The following is a 17,995-nucleotide window of genomic DNA, read 5'->3' on the forward strand; positions in this document are numbered from 1 at the left end:
TAGGCTTTTACTCTTCATCATATAATGAACGGTCACCTGAATCGCCAGTACGTATTCTATAGGCATCCTGAACATCATAAATAAATATTCTTCCATCGCCTATTTCTCCGGTGAAAGCATTTTCACGAATGCTTACAATACAGCTGTCAACATATTTATCACGTACAATAAAAGAGATATATGTTCTTTCAATGCTACTTGTGTCATAGGTTACTCCACGGTATACTCTTTCTTCTACCGATTTTCCTACGCCTCTTACCTCCCAGAACGTTAAATAATCAATGCCGATTTCGTGTAGGCCTTTTTTTACGTCTTCGAATTTTGTTTTGCGAATAATTGCTTCGATCTTTTTCATAAACTAATAGGTTTTGTAGTTATAGAAACTATATTTTTTGATTTTTTTTTCTTTGGTAAAAACACCAGGGCTTCCCGGATTAAGAAACCCTGGGTTTTGTTTAGACCAAGCGTAAATTCGACCGTTGTCGAAAAATTAAAGACTGAAATTGCATTTCTGCTATTTTAAAATTGGGAATAATGCCTTTTTGAGAATTGTTGAAATTAATTTGCATTAGCTTAGTTTTTATATTAGCAATTAATAGTCTTTTTAATTTCTTACCCCCTTATTCTGTGGGGGTGTTGTATTTTAAATGCATTTTTAAAGAGTGTGACCCCTTATTTTTACATGCTGACAGCGTAAAAGTATAAAAAAATATCAACTAACAATGAAAAATAGGGGGTCTTGTTAAAAAAAAGTGCTTTTTTTTTCATTGTATCGTTTTCGAAAAGGGGGTGTGTTGAAAAAAAAGAACTTTTCGGAGTGTATAGCCTTAAAAATACATATCGATGTGCTAAAAGTTGTGGAGATAGGAATTAGGTTCCCTTATGCATAAGGGGTGTTTTCGGTATTTATTGATTTTTTTAAAAAATTCCATTGCAAATTTGCTTGCTTAAAATATAATGCTAATCTTTGTCACACAATAAAAACGTAAAAATGAATTTAGTAGCACTACATCATCATCATCATTATACTTACCAAAAGGTGAGCTGAAGATGTTGTGCCATATTCTAATTAAGATATTAACTAACATTACAAATGCCCGCCTGATTTAGGTGGGCATTTTTTTATGCCCAATTCTAAATTCGGTCGGGACCAAAATTTAAAAACCATGGGCGAAAAATTAAAAATCGCAGTACAAAAATCAGGACGATTAAAAGAAGATTCTCTTAAAATTCTTAAAGAATGCGGAATTTCAATTGATAACGGAAAAGACCAGCTAAAGGCAAGTGCATTTAATTTTCCTTTGGAAGTATTGTACTTAAGAAATTCGGATATCCCTCAATATATAGAAGATGGAGTAGCAGATATCGCTATTATTGGAGAGAATGTTGTAATTGAAAAGCAGAAGGAACTTGATGTACTTCAGAAATTAGGATTCTCAAAATGTAGATTGGCAATGGCTGTTCCTAAAGATGTTGAATATACCGGATTGGAATATTTTAATGGAAAGAGATTGGCAACTTCTTATCCAAACTCGTTGAGACAGTTTTTATCTGCAAATAATCTGGATTGTGATATTCACGAGATTTCTGGTTCGGTAGAAATAGCTCCTAATATTGGCTTGGCCGATGGTATTTGTGATTTGGTGAGCTCGGGAAGTACACTTTTTAAAAATGGATTAACCGAAGTGGAAGAGATTCTTGTGTCCGAAGCTTGTCTGGTTGCCAATAAAAATATTAATGATTTAAAAAGTGCTATTCTGGATCGCCTGCTTTTTAGAATGAAGTCGGTATTGGCAGCAAAAAATAACAAGTATATTTTATTAAATGCTCCCAATGATAAGATTGATGATATTATTAAGGTGCTTCCGGGAATGAATAGTCCTACAATTATGCCATTAGCGAAAGAGGGATGGAGTTCTTTACACTCTGTAATTACTGAAAACGATTTTTGGGGAGTTATCGATCAATTGAAATTGAATGGAGCAGAAGGTATCTTAATTATACCGATTCAAAAAATGGTACTCTAAGATCTATCAGTAAATTAATTTTTATTCAAAAAGACAAACGGATACAAGCGAAATACATAGAATCATGCAAGTAATAAATTACCCTTCGAAAAAAGACTGGCAGCAAATTTTAACCCGTCCAACAATTGATATGGATGAGTTGGAGGAGGTCGTAAATCAGATATTTAAAGAAATAAAGGCCGATGGAGACAAGGCTCTATTAAAATATACCTGGTTTTACGATAGAATTAAAATTAATGAATTGGAAGTGAGTGCTGAAGAAATTAATGCTTCGGAACAAGAAATCAGCAAAGAGCTAAAAGAAGCAATGGCTATTGCTGCTGGAAATATTGAAAAATTTCATGGGGCTCAATTTCCAAAATCAGAGAGCATAGAAACTACATCGGGAGTGAGTTGTTGGAGAAAGGCAACGCCAATCGAAAAGGTAGGTTTATATATTCCCGGAGGAAGTGCTCCTTTATTTTCTACAGTTTTAATGTTGGGAATTCCTGCTAAACTTGCAGGTTGTAGCGAAATTGTTTTGTGTACTCCTCCGGGTAAGAATGGGAAAATTGATCCCGCAATTTTATATGCTAGTAAATTGGTGGGTATCGATCGTGTATTTCGTGTTGGAGGAATTCAGGCCATTGGTGCCATGGCTTTTGGGACCGAAACAATTCCCAATGTGTTTAAAATATTCGGACCAGGAAATCAGTTTGTAACAGCCGCAAAACAAAGGGTAAATAAAGTTGGAGTTGCCATTGATATGCCGGCAGGTCCTTCGGAGGTTCTGGTTTTGGCCGATGGAAGTGCAGAACCTGCTTTTGTGGCTGCCGATTTACTTTCTCAGGCCGAGCATGGTGCCGATAGTCAGGTTATTCTTCTTACCTGGGATAAGAATTTGGTCGATAAGGTACTTGCAGAAGTAGAGGTTCAATTGTCGGCTCTTTCGAGAAAAGGAGTAGCTGAACTGGCCCTTAATAATTCGAAAATTATTTTGGTAGAATCAATGGAGGAAGCTCTTGATATGTCTAATGAATACGGACCTGAGCACCTTATTGTATCGGTGAAGAATGAAAGTGAAGTGATCAATTTAATTCAGAATGCTGGTTCGGTGTTTTTAGGTAATTATACTCCTGAAAGTGCTGGAGATTATGCTTCGGGAACAAATCATACTCTTCCAACAAATGGATATGCAAAAGCTTATTCGGGAGTTAGTTTGGAGTCTTTTATGAAAAGTATTTCTTTTCAGAAGATTACTGAGAAAGGATTGTTGGAGCTGGGACCTGCTATTGAGACCATGGCTAAAGCTGAACAGTTGGATGCGCACTGTAATGCGGTAAGTATTCGTTTGCAAAAAATAAAAGAAGAAAAATAAAATATGATGTCGATGTTTAATTTACAGAATTTTGTGCGTGAAAACGTAAAAAAACTGATGCCATATTCTTCTGCCCGGGATGAGTTTTCGGGAGTTGGCTCTGTTTTTTTAGATGCCAATGAGAATCCTAACGAAAATGGAGTTAACCGCTATCCAGATCCTTTACAAAAGGATTTGAAGAAAAAAATAGGAGAGATTAAAGGTGTAAATTCGGATCATCTGATTCTGGGGAATGGAAGCGATGAAATTATAGATCTTTTATTTAGGGCATTTTGTGAGCCTAATGAAGATAATGTGGTGATTTGTACTCCTACTTATGGAATGTATGAAGTTGCTGCGGGTGTAAATGCGATTCAAATAAAAGCTGTTCAACTCGATGAGAATTTTCAGCCTGATGTGAATGCAGTTTTACAAGCTGCGAATGCAAATTCGAAAATGCTCTTTTTGTGTTCTCCTAATAATCCAAGTGGGAATCTTCTTGAAGAATCGAAAGTGGAGCAATTGCTAAAAGAGTTTAATGGAATTGTAATTGTCGATGAGGCCTACGTAGATTTTGCTCCTGGCAAAAGTCTGGCAGATAAAATTGCTGATTATCCGAATCTTGTTATTTTACAGACTTTATCCAAGGCATGGGGAATGGCCGGAATTAGATTGGGAATTGGATTGGCTTCTACTGAGATTATTGAGATTTTAAATAGAATTAAGCCTCCGTATAATGTAAATAGTCTTACTCAGCAGAAAGCTTTTGAGATGATGAATAGGGAGATATTCACAAATCAGTTAAACGAAATTCTTTTAGAAAGAGAAGAGCTGTCGAAAATTCTTGCTGATTTATCTTTTGTGGAAAAGCTTTATTCAAGCGATGCGAATTTTATTCTTGTTAAAGTGAAGGATGCAAAAGATCTGTATTATTATTTAATGAAAAGAGGAATAATTATCCGCGACAGGTCTAAAATTAAAGGTCTGGAACAATGTGTGAGAATTAGTATTGGAACCAAAAGTGAAAATGAGGTGCTTTGTAAAGCTCTTCAGGCTTACGATTCAAATCTTTAAAATATGACAGCAAAGAAAAAAATACTTTTTATTGATAGAGATGGTACTTTAATTCTCGAACCTCCTGTTGATTATCAGGTAGATAGTCTTGAGAAGCTGGAGTTTTATCCTGGTGTATTCAGTAATCTTTCAAAAATTGCAGAACAATTAGATTATGAATTGGTGATGGTAACCAATCAGGATGGATTGGGAACCGAAGCTTACCCTGAAGATACTTTTTGGCCTGCGCATAATAAGATGATGAAGACATTTTTGGGCGAAGGAATTGAGTTTGCTGAGGTGTGTATAGATAAAACTTTTCCGGAAGAAAATGCTCCTACCCGAAAACCAGCAACCGGACTGTTGACTAAATATTTTTCGGATGAATATGATTTGGAAAATTCTTTTGTGATTGGCGATAGGTGGACAGATGTTGAGTTGGCAAGAAATATAAAGGCCAGAGCAATTTTTATCACGGCAAGTGGAAATATTGGAGATGATGAATTGTCGGAATCCAAAAAAGAGCTGGAAGCTTGTATTGCCTTAAAAACAGAAAGCTGGACCAAAATTTATGAGTTTTTAAGATTAGATCAAAGAACGGCTCAAGTTGTAAGAAATACCAGAGAAACTCAAATTGCTATTGATTTGGATTTAGATGGAGAAGGAAAAGGAGAGTTTGATACGGGAATTGGTTTTTTTGATCACATGCTCGATCAAATTGCCAAACATGCAGGTATCGACTTGAATATAAAGGTAAGTGGAGATCTGGAAGTAGATGAACATCATACAATTGAAGATACTGCAATTGCTTTAGGAGAAGCTTTTAATAAGGCTTTGGGAAATAAGCTGGGATTAGATCGTTATGGTTTTTCCTTGCCAATGGATGATTGTTTTGCTCAGGCTGCCATTGATTTTGGTGGAAGAAACTGGTTGGTTTGGGAGGCAGATTTTAAGCGAGAGATGATTGGAGGAATGCCAACTGAGATGTTCTTTCACTTTTTTAAATCGTTTACTGATGGAGCACAATGTAATTTGAATATTAAAGCCGAAGGAAGCAATGAGCACCATAAAATAGAAGGAATTTTTAAGGCATTGGCCAGAGCAATCAGAATGGCTGTCAGGCGTGACGTGAATTGTTTGCAACTGCCGTCTACCAAGGGGAAATTATAGTTTTATAAATTATCAATGAGTTATCTACTTTAGGATAATAATCCTGATTCCAGATGCTCATATCTTGATTCTGAAAGAATGAAAAATCAAAATATTGTAATTATCGATTATGATGCTGGTAATATTCAGTCGGTAAAATATGCCTTCGAAAGACTTGGGATTACTCCTCTTGTTTCTAATGACGAGCAGGTGATTCGAAATGCCGATAAGGTCATTTTTCCCGGAGTTGGAGAAGCAGCCTGGGCGATGAATTCTCTAAGAAAAAATGGCCTGGATAAATTAATTCCGGAACTAAAACAGCCTGTTTTAGGTATTTGTTTGGGTATGCAGTTAATGTGTGAGAGCTCGGAAGAGGGGAATACGGAGGCTTTAGGGATATTTCCTGTTCAGGTAAAGCGTTTTACCAATGAGCTAAAAGTGCCACAAATGGGATGGAATCAGCTTAAAGATATGAGGGCTGAGCTTTTTAAGGGAATAGAAAGTGGTGAGTATGCTTATTTTGTTCATTCCTATTATGTTCCGGTTTTTGAGGGAACCGCGGCCAAATGTGAATATATTCTTCCATTTAGTGCGGCTCTTCAAAAGGATAATTTTTATGCTTGTCAGTTTCATCCCGAAAAGTCGGGAGAATTGGGCGTAAAAATTCTCAGGAATTTTGTGGAGTTGTAGAGTTCTTTTTTGTGCATTTCATACTTTGTTTTGAAATTGTAAGAAGTGATTTACAAGTGAATTGAGTGTATTGTTAGCGCTGGATTCGTAAATCAGATGCGATTTGGATGGTTTGTTGTTAGGGAATGACAATTAGTATCTGATCGACTTGATTTTTTTGCTTGCTTTGCTTATTCAAGAAGAAAAGTAAGTGTTTATCCGGATAGAGGATGAAATATTGCTCAAAAGAATTCTAATCAAAATTGTTAACATTTGATTCGTATTAATATCAAAAAAATGTCAAAAATTAAAATAATACCAGCTATTGATACTATACAAGGTCGTTGTGTACGTTTAACCAAAGGTGATTATGATACCGAGAAAGTTTACAGCGAGGATCCTTTGCAGATAGCAAAAGGATTTGAGAATTTGGGGATTACCCGTTTGCACCTTGTGGATTTGGAAGGAGCAAAATCGGGGCATATTTGTAATGCCGAGGTTTTGAAGCGTGTTTCTTCAGGAACGAATTTGAAAATTGATTTTGGTGGCGGTGTAAAATCCGATGAGGATATTCAATTGGCTTTTGAGTCGGGAGCTACTCAGGTAACAGGAGGAAGTATCGCGGTATCGAATCCGGAGATGTTCGAATCCTGGTTAGAAAAGTATGGAGCTGAAAAAATTATTCTGGGTGCCGATGTGAGAAATGAAATGGTTTCTATTTCGGGTTGGCAGGAAGATTCCGATTATCACTTGTATAAGTTTTTGGAGAAATATCAGAAACAAGGAGTGAAGAGAGTTATTTGTACAGATATATCGAAAGACGGAATGTTACAGGGACCTGCAGTAGAATTGTATCAGGGAATTATGCAGGAGTTTTCTGCTCTTGAGCTGGTTGCCAGTGGAGGTGTTGGCGACATTAAGGATGTTCGTATTTTAAACGAAATAGCTTGCTGGGGTGTAATTATTGGAAAAGCAATTTACGAAGAACGCATTGATATGAACCAGCTGGTGAACGAATTTATAAAGTAGCCTATGTTATCGAAAAGAATAATACCTTGTTTGGATGTAAAAGACGGAAGAACAGTTAAAGGAGTGAATTTTGTTAATTTAAGGGATGCAGGTGACGCAGTTGAATTGGCTGCTTTTTATGCAGAACAGGGAGCCGATGAACTGGTGTTTTTGGATATTACTGCGACACACGAAAAACGAAAGACACTGCTTGATTTGGTTCAAAAAGTAGCTAAAGAATTAAATATCCCTTTTACAGTTGGGGGTGGAATTTCAAGTCCCGAGGATGTTGGTGTATTGCTGAATGCAGGAGCCGATAAGGTTTCTATTAACTCATCGGCAGTTCGAAATCCGAAGTTAATAGCCGATTTAGCCTCTCGTTTTGGAAGTCAGTGTGTTGTTTTGGCGGTTGATGCCAAATGTGTTGATGGAAAATGGGAAGTTTACCTTAATGGAGGAAGACTTGCAACAGGAATCGATTTGTTTGAATGGATACTTAAAGCTGAAAAATTGGGGGCTGGAGAAATTCTGTTTACCTCCATGAATCATGATGGTACCAAAAATGGATTTGCAAACGAGACTCTGGCAAAAATATCCGAAATGGTGAATATTCCGGTTATTGCCTCGGGAGGAGCCGGTAATATGGAACATTTTGCAGATACTTTTATTGATGGAAAAGCGGATGCTGCATTGGCTGCCAGTGTTTTTCATTTTAAGGAAATTGAAATTCCTGAGCTGAAAAAATATCTGAAAAATAAAGGAATACCTACAAGAATTTAAATAAACCACATTAAATAATAAACAAATGAATTTTAAAGATCTAGCGAATAAAATCGATTTTGAAAAAGGAGAAGGACTTGTTCCTGCAATTATACAAGATGTAAAAACTCAAAAGGTTTTAATGTTGGGATATATGAATAAAGAATCCTACGAAAAGACAATTGAAACAGGGAAGGTAACTTTTTACAGTCGCTCGAAGAAAAGATTGTGGACCAAAGGCGAAGAGAGTGGTAATTTTATTTTTCTTAAAGATTTGAGCTTGGACTGCGATAATGATACTTTATTGATTAAAGTTGATCCGGTAGGTCCAGTTTGTCATAAAGGAACTGATACCTGTTGGGCAGAGGAGAATAATGCAAGTTCTATCGACTTTTTATTGCAGTTGCAGCAAGTGATTGAAGAGAGAAAGAAAAATTTATCAGAGAAATCGTATACCGCAAGTTTATTTAAGAAAGGGATTAATAAAATTGCTCAAAAGGTGGGAGAAGAAGCGGTAGAATTGGTGATTGAGGCCAAAGATGAGGATAAAGAGCTTTTTATGGGTGAGGCTGCCGATTTAATGTTTCACTATTTGGTTTTATTATCGGCAAAAGAATATAAACTGGAAGAGGTTGTTGCTTTGTTAAATAAGAGACATGCCTTGTAGGTATTTTACAAAAAAAGAAAAACGGAAGTTCATTGACTTCCGTTTTTTTTCGTTTAAAATTTATTGAAATGAATTTTTTCCCTTTTTAGAAAAGATTCGTTTCGGGCTTCTTTTTCAGCATCTTTATTGCCAAGGGCAATGATTGCAAGAACGCGGTGAGAGTCTGGAATTTCCAGTAAATTCTTAACATATTGTTCCGCTCCCATCAAATCGTTATGTGGGCGCTCCCGAATTTGAATCCAGCATGCACCCAGCTTTTCATTTTCAGCCTGCAAAAGCATGTATCCAGCAGCGATAGAGCAGTCTTCAATCCACACATCGCTCTCGTCCTGATTACCTGTAATTACAATAGATGTTGGTGCATGTTTCAGAAAGCTTGCTCCCATAGGCTTGCTTTCCGATAACTTCAGGTTGAGGTCTGCATCATCGCAAACAATAAAATCAAAAGGGTATTTACTTTTCGAGGAGGGAGCCAATAGTCCGGCTTGTAATATGCGGTCGAGTTTATCTTTATCAATTTGGTTTTCGGCGTATCGTCTTACGCTTCTTCTTTTAAATAGTATGTCGAGCATGATATTTTATTTATAATTTGGCCTTAAAAGTATAATATTACCAGCACTTATTAAATTTTTTATTTAGAACTAAACCTGTTTAGTTGTGATGTTCATAAGCTATTGTACTTTTTTTATCTTAATCCAGAAACAGATATACATCTGTTGATGCAGAAAATAATGCCTAGTTTAGCCTTTATTTATTGATGAAAATCTGATGTGAAATGAAGAAAATATTTGTTTTGTGTATCGTAATTTTCTGTTATGCGAATTTATTTGCTCAAAATTATCCGGAATCGTATATGTGTTGTAGATCATCAGTTACTATTAATATTGATGGGATTTTAAGTCAGAAGGAATAGAAAATGTAGAGTGGACAAATTATTTTATCGATATAGAAGGAGATAAAAAGCCGAAGCCTGAATTAAATACAAGAGTGAAAATGCTTTGGGATGAAGATTATTTTTATGTGGCTGCAGACTTGGAAAAGCCTCATATTTGGGCAAATTTAAAACAACGTAATACCGTAATTTTTTACGATAATGATTTTGAAGCTTTTATTGATCCTCAGGGTGATAATCACAGATACTATGAATACGAAATGAATGCCTTGAATACCATTTGGGATTTATTGCTTGCAAAGCCAAATCGAGATGGAGCAACTGCCATTAATGCCTGAGATATAAAAGGATTAAAATTGGCAGTTAAAATTTATGGTTCTTTAAATAATCCTGACGATACAGATAAAAAATGGACCTTGGAAATCGCTTTTCCCTGGAAGATTCTAAAAGAGTGCTCCTTTGAAGGCAGAAAGCCAAAGGATGGGGAGCAGTGGAGAGTGAATTTTTCAAGGGTGAATTGGGATGTGGAAATTCGCAAGGGCAAGTATGGTAAGAAAATAAATCCAAAAACCGGGAAACATTATCCAGAGCACAATTGGGTGTGGTCTCCTCAGGGAGTTATTGCAATGCATCAGCCCGAAACCTGGGGCTACGTTCAATTTTCGGATACGGTAGTAAAAGGACAAAAGGAAAATCTGGAAAAATATGGTACATAAATCAGGAAAGTAGAATTTAGGCAAAATAAGGAATGTCTAATTCATAGGGTAAAAAGGCATTGATAATGAATGCTTTTTAATGGAAATGAAAGTTCGGTTTATTTAATGGTTTTTTATGTGTACATCTCTTTGTGGAAAAGGGATGGAGATATTGTTATTAGCAAATTCCTTATTGATGGCAAATCGTAAATCACTTTTAATGTATTCTACCATAAAGCTTTTATTCGTCCAAAAAAACAATTTAAAATCAAGGGAAGAGTCCCCAAAATTAATGAACCTTACAAAAGGTTCTCTTATTTGTGAAATGTCGGGATGTTGCTTTGCCACATTTAATAGCACTTTTTCAACAAGTTCGGTATCAGAACCGTATGCAACCCCAATTTGTACATTAAAACGGGTTATTTTATCGTTGTGACTCCAGTTAATAACGTTGTCACTAATTAATTTAGAATTCGGAATAATCATGATTATATTGTCGCGAGTTAGAATTTTAGAGGTTCTGAGACCAATTTCTTCTACTTTACCAATGATATCATTTTGCAGTTCAATGATATCATTTACTTTAAGATTTCTTTCAAAGAGCAGGATAATACCAGAAGCAATATCATGAAAGATTTGTTGGATACCTAATCCGATACCTACAAGTAATGCGGCAGAACTTGCTATTAAAAGTGTTAATTTTATTCCTATCGTATCAAGGCAAAAAGCGATAAAAGTAACCCAGGTGATGTATTTTACAATTAGATATATAGAATTTCCACTGCCTTGATCTATTTTTTCTTCTTTGACTAATCTTGCGAAAATTTTTTTAACAATTCTTAAAAGCAGAATAGTTATAAATAGTAATGCAATTATTATTAGCAAATGGTAAATACTAATATTAATCGATTTAGATGAGATAATTGGTTGGTTAAAAAATTGATTTAAGTTATCCATAGCTGTGAATTTATATTGTAAAAGGATAAAACCATTTCTATTTGTGAAAATAAAACATTTTTATTTAAGAGGTACATGTTTTTTTAAATAGATGATTGATATTTATTGCTTTTTCATGAGATTATCCATTTAAGAATTAATTTGTGATTCAGTTGATGTTTTTTAGCAGATGATATTGCTTAGTATTATCTTTAAGTGCTTAACCAAAATAAACGATCCAAATGAATAAGTTTTTTTCTATTTCATTGCTTATCTGTATAATGATTTTTCATTTATCCTGCAATGGGGAACCGGTAAAAACAGGGAACAAAAATGGAATGATTGTTACCGCGCATTTTATGGCTTCCGAAATAGGAAAAGATATACTGCAGCAAGGGGGGAATGCCTACGATGCAGCCGTGGCAGTTCAGTTTGCACTGGCGGTAGTGTATCCGAGAGCCGGAAATATTGGTGGTGGAGGATTTGCAGTTATCCGCACTAAAAAAGGAGAATATAATACCCTCGATTTTCGAGAGAAAGCACCTCTTGCTGCATGCGAGAAAATGTATCTGGATAGCCTGGGTAATGTACTTTCCGGATTAAGTCAGAATGGAGATTTGGCTGTAGGAGTTCCTGGTTCTGTAGATGGAATGTGCGAGCTTCATAAAAAATATGGGCGTCTGAATTGGAATAAACTTTTACTGCCGGCTATTAATTTGGCTGAAAAGGGAGTGGTGTTAACCGAATTAGAAGCCGAGAAATTAAATGCGTATCAGGATAGGATATTGGCTCAAAATCCTACTAAAGAGAAATGTCCATACCTTAAGAGGACTGGTTTTTCTAAGGGTGATACACTTGTCTATTCAGATCTAGCTGAAACATTAAAAAGAATACAAATCCATAAGCGAAACGGATTTTATGCTGGAAAAACTGCACATCTGATTGTAGATGAAATTAAGCGTGGAAAGGGAATTCTTAGTTTAAAAGATTTGGAGACTTACCATTCGGTTTGGCGACCAGCCTTAGTTGGAGATTATAGAGATTGTCGGATTATTTCAATGCCTCCGCCTTCAAGTGGAGGAATTGCACTTTTGCAGTTGTTAAAAGGTGCGGAGAAATTTAATCTTGGGCAGTACAAATTTTCTTCTCAGGAGCACTTACATCTAATTACAGAATTAGAACGACGAGTATATGCCGATAGGGCTACCTATTTGGGAGATCCAGATTTTTATGATGTTCCAATGGTAAAACTATTAAGTAAAGAGTATTTGGATAACAGATTTGCAGATATTTGTTTCAATAAAAAATCTGATTCGCAGGAGATAAAAGCTGGCGAGGTGAATTGGATAGAAAGTTTTGAAACTACACATTTCTCTATTGTTGATAAAGAAGGAAATGCCATTGCTATAACCACAACACTAAATGGAAACTACGGAAGTAAAGTGGTGGTTGATGGTGCAGGATTCTTTCTGAACAATGAGATGGATGATTTTAGTATCAAGCCAGGTGTGCCCAATCAATTCGGCTTAGTTGGAGGACAAGCAAATTCGATTCGTCCCGAAAAAAGAATGTTAAGTAGTATGACTCCTACTATTGTCGAAAAAAATGGAAGATTGTTTATGGTTTTAGGTTCTCCAGGTGGTTCAACCATAATTACTTCGGTTTTTCAGAACATTATAAATACTATTGAGTTCGGAATGGATCCGCAGCAATGTGTTAATGCCCCGAGAATTCATTCGCAATGGTTGCCTGATGAAATATATGCAGAACCTAAAGCCATAAGCAGCAAAGTTAGAGAGCAAATGACTAATTTTGGACACATCATAAAGATTCAAAAGAAAATTGGAATGATGGCGAATATTTTTATTAATGAACAAGATGGATTAATCGGAGCTGCTGATACTTTGAGGCATAAAGACAGTCGGTCTATTGGCTACTGAAAAATAAAAAGAGACACTCTTAAAATCAGGAATGTCTCTTTCTCTCGATATGTAAGGTTTGGGTTAGCTTATTCTGGAATAGGTATTTTTATACATTCAATAGTATTTGAAATTGATGGCTTACTGCGACTAAATTAATAAGTATTTGGTAATATTTAAGGGGATTTATCTGATAAGAGGATAGTTTACTATTAATCTAAATAGTTTAGTAGTAATTCTATAGAATGAAAATACGGTACACAGAAAGGGCTTCATAAAACTAAAATAAGAATTCCTGTAAAAATAAGCTTACTCTATTGCGAAACAAAGCTCATTCTTTTAGCTTTGTTTTCTGTAAATATTTAAAGAGTTTGCAGATTGTTTAACTGAATAATAAAGAATTTGTATGAAAAAGGATAGTAAAAGAAAAAAATATCAAAGATTAAATAAGCAACTTCAGGGGATTTTAGGAACTACTGATAATGTAAAATCACGCTTAGCAACCATTGAAGCTATTTTGCATCATAAAATGCAATATTATTTCTGGACAGGGGTTTATATGTTGAGAGATGGTGATTTATTGGTAGAATCATATCAGGGACCGGTAGCATGTCAAAAATTAAAGAAAGATGTTGGGGTTTGCTGGGCAGCCATTAATCAGAACAAAACATTGGTTATTCCTAATGTAGAGGAGTTTCCGGGACATATTGCCTGTAATTCGGCTACAAATTCTGAGATTGTAGTGCCTTTAAGAAATAAAGAAGGAGAAGTAATCGGATGTTTCGATGTTGATTCAAGAGAATTGGAATCTTTCGATGAGGTTGATGCTGAAGAATTGGAAAAAATTCTTGATTTAGTATACTCTGTTCCGGTAAATAAGTAATTTAAATGAGTCCCACTTTTCCCGAGAAAGTAATTCGCTTTTGTCCCAAATGCGGAAGTCCCAAATTCCTATATAAAGAGGATAATTCCTTTTTGTGCAGTCGATGTCAGTTTCATTTGTATATAAATGCATCAGCTGCAGTTGCTGCCTTAATAGTAAATAAAGAAGGAGAGCTTTTGTTAACCCGAAGAGCTGTTGATCCTGATAAGGGAATGCTCGATTTACCAGGTGGCTTTGTGGATGTTATGGAAACTGCTGAGTATGCAGTAAAAAGAGAAATCAAAGAAGAACTCGATTTAGAGATAAAGGAAATGAACTATTTTATGTCATATCCTAATGAATATATTTTTGGTGGAATATCTGTTTTTACAATCGATTTGGCTTACATTTGCCAAATCGATTCTTTCAATGGAATAACGGCCATGGATGATATTTCGGCATTTGAATTCTATAAGCCTGAATGTATTCCTTTTGAAGAAATAGGATCGGTTTCGATGAAAGAGATTGTAAAGGTTTTTGTAAAAAAAGTTAATCATTAAAATGAACAAAAAATACACTTGCTTACTGATCGCGTTATGCGTATCAGCTAATATTCTGTTTGGACAAAAGAAAAAGGTGAATTATGAGGCTGAAATGTCGGCTCAGGTTTCATCGAAAAGTATGCTTCCTTTTTGGATGGTAAGTAATAAGTATGGCATTGTTCCGGATGAGAATAGTGGGCTTGTTAATTTTAAAATTTATAGTACTCCTGCTTTAAATAAGAAAGGTATTGATTTTAATTATGGTACCTCTTTGGTAGGTAGTCAGGGAGACGATACCGACTTTTTTATTGATGAATTATATGTATCAGCAGTCTGGAAGAAGTTGAGTGTTGACCTAGGAATGCAGCACAAAGAAGTTAAATTTGATGGTTTATCTGCTACAAATGGAGATATGCTTTATTCCGGTAATGCCAGAATGTATCCAGAATTAAATTTCCAATTAAAAGATTTTGTTCCAGTTCCATTTACCAATAAGTGGTTGTGGGTAAAAGGAAGTTTTTCGAATGGTATTATGTATGACGATAGGTATGTGGACAATACAAATGTTCATCATAAAAATGCATTTTTAAGAATAGGTAAAGAGAAAGGTTTATCTTTTACCATTGGTTTAGATCATTACGTTCAATGGGGTGGTACTTCACCTGTTTGGGGAGATTTAGGTGGCTTTGATGCTTTTATGGATGCTGTTCTTGTTAGAGGAGGTGATGTATTGGTCGATGAAAATGGTAATGAGGCAATATATGAGAGCTATAATAAATCGGGTAATCATATTGGACAAAATAGTTTTGATTTTGCGTATTGTTCTTCTGAAATAGAGTCTGTTTTAAGTTTTAAAAATATTTATGAGGATAAATCGGGGGATTTTAAGCATCTTAACAAAATAAAAGATTGGAATCTAACATTCTTCCTTAAGCTTAAAAAATCAAAATTGATTTCATCTTTTATTTATGAATTTTATTATACGAAAGATCAGGGCGGTTATATTATAAGACCAGATCATCCTATTGAACCAGTAATTCGTTTTGATAATTATTTTTCAAATGGAATATTTCGCTCTGGCTGGACAAGCCATCAGCGTACAATAGGACTACCTTTGTTTACTCCTTCTGTTAGTAATGGTTTGGCAAGTGGAATTAGTAATAATGCAATTGTAGCTCATCATTTTGGTATTACAGGTACTGTTGGTAAGTTTAAATACAGAACTCTATTAACTTTCTCAGATAATTATGGTAGAGCCTTACTTGTTAATGATGGACAGGGTAATCAGGAAGAGAATTACTCCAAGAGTTATACTTACCCCGATGGACTTTCCCAGCAATCTTATTTAATGGAGGTGATATTTCCTCAATGGGAAAAATTTCCTTTTGAACTTTCAGCAAGTTTAGCTATTGATAATGGGAAATACCTAGATGATAATGTAGGTTTTCAATTTAAACTAGTAAAAAAAGGATTCTTGTCCGGGAAGAAGTAAATTAATGCTTAATAGTTTTAATAGATGGTTTTAACATATTATGTTGTAAAATTTCCATATAAATTAATTTGGAATGTTCTTAATTTACTAAAAAAAAGGACCGAGATTGTATTTTATTGTGCCAATGAATTGGATTTGGAAATTTTTAAGAATGTTCAAAGTCAACTTCGACCAATTCCTATTGTTGCCAAGAATCATAAGTTACAAAAGAAATTACTCGAAAAAGGAATAAAGGCCCGTGTTATGCCAGTATTTCCAAAGGGAGTAATTATGTGCAGACAAGCATGTTATTTGTTTCCAGAATCGAAAATTATTAAAATTGGAATAAATCATGGAGCCTATCATTTTAAGCCATTTGCCAATGTAAAAGGGCATAATATGTTTAATCAGTTCCATTTTACCAGTTCCAGAGAGGTTGAGGAAGCCAGAGCAATTGGAATTACATCGGGTGTTGGACTAGGTTTTCCCAAAATGGATGATGCTTTTAATGGAACTTATTCAAAAGAGGTATTGGATGAGTTAAAGGATGAATTAAATCTGGATAAGAACAAAAAGACAATTCTATTTTCAGCAACCTGGGATAAATCACAAATGTCGGCAGTTCATAAATGGTATACTAAATTATCCGATTATACTAAGAATTATAATGTGTTGGTAACATTACATATTTGGACTTCAGAGAAATTCAAAAATGCTATAAAAAATACTCCGGGAGTAAAATATATTGAATTGCAAAATATTACACCCTATATAATGATTTCTGATATTTGTGTTGGGGATACAAGTTCTATTTTATCGGAAATGTGTGCCTTATATAAACCAATTGTAACTTTTAAGACTCCAGTAGTAAAAAAATCGGTTCATGAAGTGCGTGAAATTATTAGTTCAATAAGTTTTCAGATAGAAGAGCTTGACGAGTTAGAGGAAATGCTTGAATTTGCCTATAAGAATGTTCAGCAAAAGAGAGTAGATCAGGAAATGGCTAATAAAAGAATGTTTGAAACTTTGGATGGGCGAGCTGGAGAACGTGTTGCAAATAAAATAAAGGAAGTTTTGCCTGAACTTGGTAAGGGGGAGAAAAGGACGATGTCTGAAGGAACAATGCGATATATAGTAAATAAGGATTATTCGATTCTAACTGATTTTATTAAAAATTTATCTGACACTTTTGAACAAGAAGGGAATTGTATTTATAAAGGGCGTAATACGATTAAAACATTTAATTGCGAAGGGCTGATAATTAATGTTAAATCTTTTAAAATTCCACACTTCATAAATAAAGTTGCTTATGCTTGGCTAAGAGGTTCCAAAGCTAAACATTCTTACCAGTATGGAATGGAAATTTTAAAAAGGGGAGCAAATACGCCTGAACCTGTTGCTGTTGTTGAGCTTTTGAAAAATGGATTATTTAACAGGAGTTATTATGTATCTATTCATCATAAATATGATTTTACAATACGTGATTTAATTGGTTTTGAGTTTCCAGATAAACAGAATATACTTAAGCAATTTGCAGTATTTACCTACGAGAAGCTTCATAAGAATGGGATCCACCATTTAGATTATTCAAGAGGTAATATTTTAATTACTAAAAAAGGAGAAGGTAAGTACGATTTTTCAGTAGTTGATATTAATCGTCTTCGCTTCGAGGAAATGGATTATTTAAAAGGATTAAAAAACTTTTCTCAGATATGGGCAAGCGAAGAGGAACTTGAAATTGTTGCCAGAGAGTATGCTCGAATAAATGACAGAAATGAGGAAGAAGCAATAAAGTTATTAATTCAATTTGATAGAGAGCATAAGGCAAAAATATATAGGAAAAAACAATGGAAATCGTTTTTAAGGAAATAAAAATAGTTGAAGGAGTTGTATTTAGATATTTTTGTAGGGTATAGTGATAATAGGAAGTAATCATGTGTTAAAGAATAAATGAGATTGTAGAATATCAAAATATCATTTTAGAGACAATTACAGATTATAAATATTACA

Annotated in this window: 18 protein-coding genes; 15 read left to right on the forward strand and 3 right to left on the reverse strand. The window is 34.8% G+C overall.

Annotated elements, in window-relative coordinates; translation table 11 throughout:
* Positions 1-7 precede the first annotated feature (7 nt).
* Entirely contained in the window at positions 8-355 is a 348-nt protein-coding gene (locus ACT3CE_RS06075; protein ID WP_444708868.1) for a P-II family nitrogen regulator, read from the reverse strand.
* A gap of 811 nt (positions 356-1,166) precedes the next feature.
* On the opposite strand from ACT3CE_RS06075, the gene hisG reads away from it, so the two are divergent.
* The 8 genes from hisG to hisIE all read left to right on the forward strand — a co-directional run bounded on the left by hisG (position 1,167) and on the right by hisIE (position 8,668).
* Positions 1,167-2,027 (forward strand): ATP phosphoribosyltransferase, encoded by an 861-nt coding sequence (hisG, locus tag ACT3CE_RS06080; protein WP_444708869.1) that lies wholly within the window; start codon positions 1,167-1,169, stop codon positions 2,025-2,027.
* Between the two features lie 64 nt (positions 2,028-2,091).
* Complete coding sequence (gene hisD, locus ACT3CE_RS06085; RefSeq protein ID WP_444708870.1) at positions 2,092-3,384, forward strand: histidinol dehydrogenase; 1,293 nt, start codon at positions 2,092-2,094, stop codon at positions 3,382-3,384.
* 12 nt (positions 3,385-3,396) lie between these two features.
* Positions 3,397-4,437, forward strand: a complete 1,041-nt coding sequence (gene hisC / locus ACT3CE_RS06090; protein WP_444708871.1) for a histidinol-phosphate transaminase — start codon at positions 3,397-3,399, stop codon at positions 4,435-4,437.
* Positions 4,438-4,440: 3 nt separating this feature from the next.
* Positions 4,441-5,586 carry a bifunctional histidinol-phosphatase/imidazoleglycerol-phosphate dehydratase HisB gene (gene hisB / locus ACT3CE_RS06095; RefSeq protein ID WP_444708872.1) on the forward strand — a complete coding sequence of 382 codons (1,146 nt, stop codon included), beginning with the start codon at positions 4,441-4,443 and terminating at the stop codon, positions 5,584-5,586.
* Positions 5,587-5,664: 78 nt separating this feature from the next.
* On the forward strand, positions 5,665-6,255 hold the full coding sequence (gene hisH / locus ACT3CE_RS06100) for an imidazole glycerol phosphate synthase subunit HisH (RefSeq protein ID WP_444708873.1): 591 nt from the start codon (positions 5,665-5,667) through the stop codon (positions 6,253-6,255).
* Positions 6,256-6,531: 276 nt separating this feature from the next.
* Positions 6,532-7,263: a 1-(5-phosphoribosyl)-5-[(5-phosphoribosylamino)methylideneamino]imidazole-4-carboxamide isomerase gene (hisA, locus tag ACT3CE_RS06105; protein WP_444708874.1), complete on the forward strand. Its 732-nt coding sequence runs from the start codon at positions 6,532-6,534 to the stop codon at positions 7,261-7,263.
* A 3-nt stretch (positions 7,264-7,266) separates the two neighbouring features.
* Complete coding sequence (gene hisF, locus ACT3CE_RS06110; RefSeq protein WP_444708875.1) at positions 7,267-8,022, forward strand: imidazole glycerol phosphate synthase subunit HisF; 756 nt, start codon at positions 7,267-7,269, stop codon at positions 8,020-8,022.
* 25 nt (positions 8,023-8,047) lie between these two features.
* Positions 8,048-8,668, forward strand: coding sequence for a bifunctional phosphoribosyl-AMP cyclohydrolase/phosphoribosyl-ATP diphosphatase HisIE (hisIE, locus tag ACT3CE_RS06115; RefSeq protein WP_444708876.1), 621 nt, complete (start codon positions 8,048-8,050; stop codon positions 8,666-8,668).
* 53 nt (positions 8,669-8,721) lie between these two features.
* Here the strand turns inward: hisIE and ACT3CE_RS06120 are convergent, their stop codons facing one another.
* Positions 8,722-9,240, reverse strand: a complete 519-nt coding sequence (locus ACT3CE_RS06120) for a nitroreductase family protein (RefSeq protein WP_444708877.1) — start codon at positions 9,238-9,240, stop codon at positions 8,722-8,724.
* 337 nt (positions 9,241-9,577) lie between these two features.
* Between ACT3CE_RS06120 and ACT3CE_RS06125 the strand changes: the two genes are divergently transcribed.
* Positions 9,578-9,898: a carbohydrate-binding family 9-like protein gene (locus tag ACT3CE_RS06125; protein WP_444709173.1), complete on the forward strand. Its 321-nt coding sequence runs from the start codon at positions 9,578-9,580 to the stop codon at positions 9,896-9,898.
* Positions 9,899-9,916: 18 nt separating this feature from the next.
* Entirely contained in the window at positions 9,917-10,276 is a 360-nt protein-coding gene (locus ACT3CE_RS06130) for a carbohydrate-binding family 9-like protein (protein ID WP_444708878.1), read from the forward strand.
* A 102-nt stretch (positions 10,277-10,378) separates the two neighbouring features.
* On the opposite strand, the gene ACT3CE_RS06135 is transcribed toward ACT3CE_RS06130, so the two are convergent.
* Positions 10,379-11,212: a mechanosensitive ion channel family protein gene (locus ACT3CE_RS06135; protein WP_444708879.1), complete on the reverse strand. Its 834-nt coding sequence runs from the start codon at positions 11,210-11,212 to the stop codon at positions 10,379-10,381.
* Positions 11,213-11,433: 221 nt separating this feature from the next.
* Between ACT3CE_RS06135 and ggt the strand changes: the two genes are divergently transcribed.
* The 5 genes from ggt to ACT3CE_RS06160 all read left to right on the forward strand — a co-directional run bounded on the left by ggt (position 11,434) and on the right by ACT3CE_RS06160 (position 17,857).
* Positions 11,434-13,131, forward strand: coding sequence for a gamma-glutamyltransferase (gene ggt, locus ACT3CE_RS06140; protein WP_444708880.1), 1,698 nt, complete (start codon positions 11,434-11,436; stop codon positions 13,129-13,131).
* A 385-nt stretch (positions 13,132-13,516) separates the two neighbouring features.
* Positions 13,517-13,993 (forward strand): GAF domain-containing protein, encoded by a 477-nt coding sequence (locus tag ACT3CE_RS06145; RefSeq protein ID WP_444708881.1) that lies wholly within the window; start codon positions 13,517-13,519, stop codon positions 13,991-13,993.
* A 5-nt stretch (positions 13,994-13,998) separates the two neighbouring features.
* The gene (locus tag ACT3CE_RS06150; RefSeq protein ID WP_444708882.1) at positions 13,999-14,532 is read left to right on the forward strand and encodes an NUDIX hydrolase; all 534 of its coding nucleotides are present in this window, start codon (positions 13,999-14,001) and stop codon (positions 14,530-14,532) included.
* Position 14,533: 1 nt separating this feature from the next.
* The gene (locus ACT3CE_RS06155) at positions 14,534-16,006 is read left to right on the forward strand and encodes a capsule assembly Wzi family protein (protein WP_444708883.1); all 1,473 of its coding nucleotides are present in this window, start codon (positions 14,534-14,536) and stop codon (positions 16,004-16,006) included.
* A 24-nt stretch (positions 16,007-16,030) separates the two neighbouring features.
* The gene (locus ACT3CE_RS06160) at positions 16,031-17,857 is read left to right on the forward strand and encodes a CDP-glycerol glycerophosphotransferase family protein (protein WP_444708884.1); all 1,827 of its coding nucleotides are present in this window, start codon (positions 16,031-16,033) and stop codon (positions 17,855-17,857) included.
* Positions 17,858-17,995 lie beyond the last annotated feature (138 nt).

The sequence above is a fragment of the Marinifilum sp. RC60d5 genome (assembly GCF_052400665.1).
In the GTDB taxonomy this organism is placed as follows: domain Bacteria; phylum Bacteroidota; class Bacteroidia; order Bacteroidales; family Marinifilaceae; genus JBQTGK01.

What these genes read in the sequence shown, in the direction of transcription:
- hisC (WP_444708871.1), top strand. Translation starts at nt 3,397, where the DNA reads ATGTTTAATTTACAGAATTTTGTGCGTGAAAACGTAAAAAAACTGATG.
- hisIE (WP_444708876.1), top strand. Translation starts at nt 8,048, where the DNA reads ATGAATTTTAAAGATCTAGCGAATAAAATCGATTTTGAAAAAGGAGAA.
- ACT3CE_RS06075 (WP_444708868.1), bottom strand. Translation starts at nt 355, where the DNA reads ATGAAAAAGATCGAAGCAATTATTCGCAAAACAAAATTCGAAGACGTA.
- hisF (WP_444708875.1), top strand. Translation starts at nt 7,267, where the DNA reads ATGTTATCGAAAAGAATAATACCTTGTTTGGATGTAAAAGACGGAAGA.
- ACT3CE_RS06145 (WP_444708881.1), top strand. Translation starts at nt 13,517, where the DNA reads ATGAAAAAGGATAGTAAAAGAAAAAAATATCAAAGATTAAATAAGCAA.
- hisH (WP_444708873.1), top strand. Translation starts at nt 5,665, where the DNA reads ATGAAAAATCAAAATATTGTAATTATCGATTATGATGCTGGTAATATT.
- hisA (WP_444708874.1), top strand. Translation starts at nt 6,532, where the DNA reads ATGTCAAAAATTAAAATAATACCAGCTATTGATACTATACAAGGTCGT.
- ACT3CE_RS06150 (WP_444708882.1), top strand. Translation starts at nt 13,999, where the DNA reads ATGAGTCCCACTTTTCCCGAGAAAGTAATTCGCTTTTGTCCCAAATGC.
- hisG (WP_444708869.1), top strand. Translation starts at nt 1,167, where the DNA reads ATGGGCGAAAAATTAAAAATCGCAGTACAAAAATCAGGACGATTAAAA.
- ACT3CE_RS06155 (WP_444708883.1), top strand. Translation starts at nt 14,534, where the DNA reads ATGAACAAAAAATACACTTGCTTACTGATCGCGTTATGCGTATCAGCT.
- ACT3CE_RS06120 (WP_444708877.1), bottom strand. Translation starts at nt 9,240, where the DNA reads ATGCTCGACATACTATTTAAAAGAAGAAGCGTAAGACGATACGCCGAA.
- ggt (WP_444708880.1), top strand. Translation starts at nt 11,434, where the DNA reads ATGAATAAGTTTTTTTCTATTTCATTGCTTATCTGTATAATGATTTTT.
- ACT3CE_RS06160 (WP_444708884.1), top strand. Translation starts at nt 16,031, where the DNA reads ATGGTTTTAACATATTATGTTGTAAAATTTCCATATAAATTAATTTGG.
- hisB (WP_444708872.1), top strand. Translation starts at nt 4,441, where the DNA reads ATGACAGCAAAGAAAAAAATACTTTTTATTGATAGAGATGGTACTTTA.
- ACT3CE_RS06135 (WP_444708879.1), bottom strand. Translation starts at nt 11,212, where the DNA reads ATGGATAACTTAAATCAATTTTTTAACCAACCAATTATCTCATCTAAA.
- hisD (WP_444708870.1), top strand. Translation starts at nt 2,092, where the DNA reads ATGCAAGTAATAAATTACCCTTCGAAAAAAGACTGGCAGCAAATTTTA.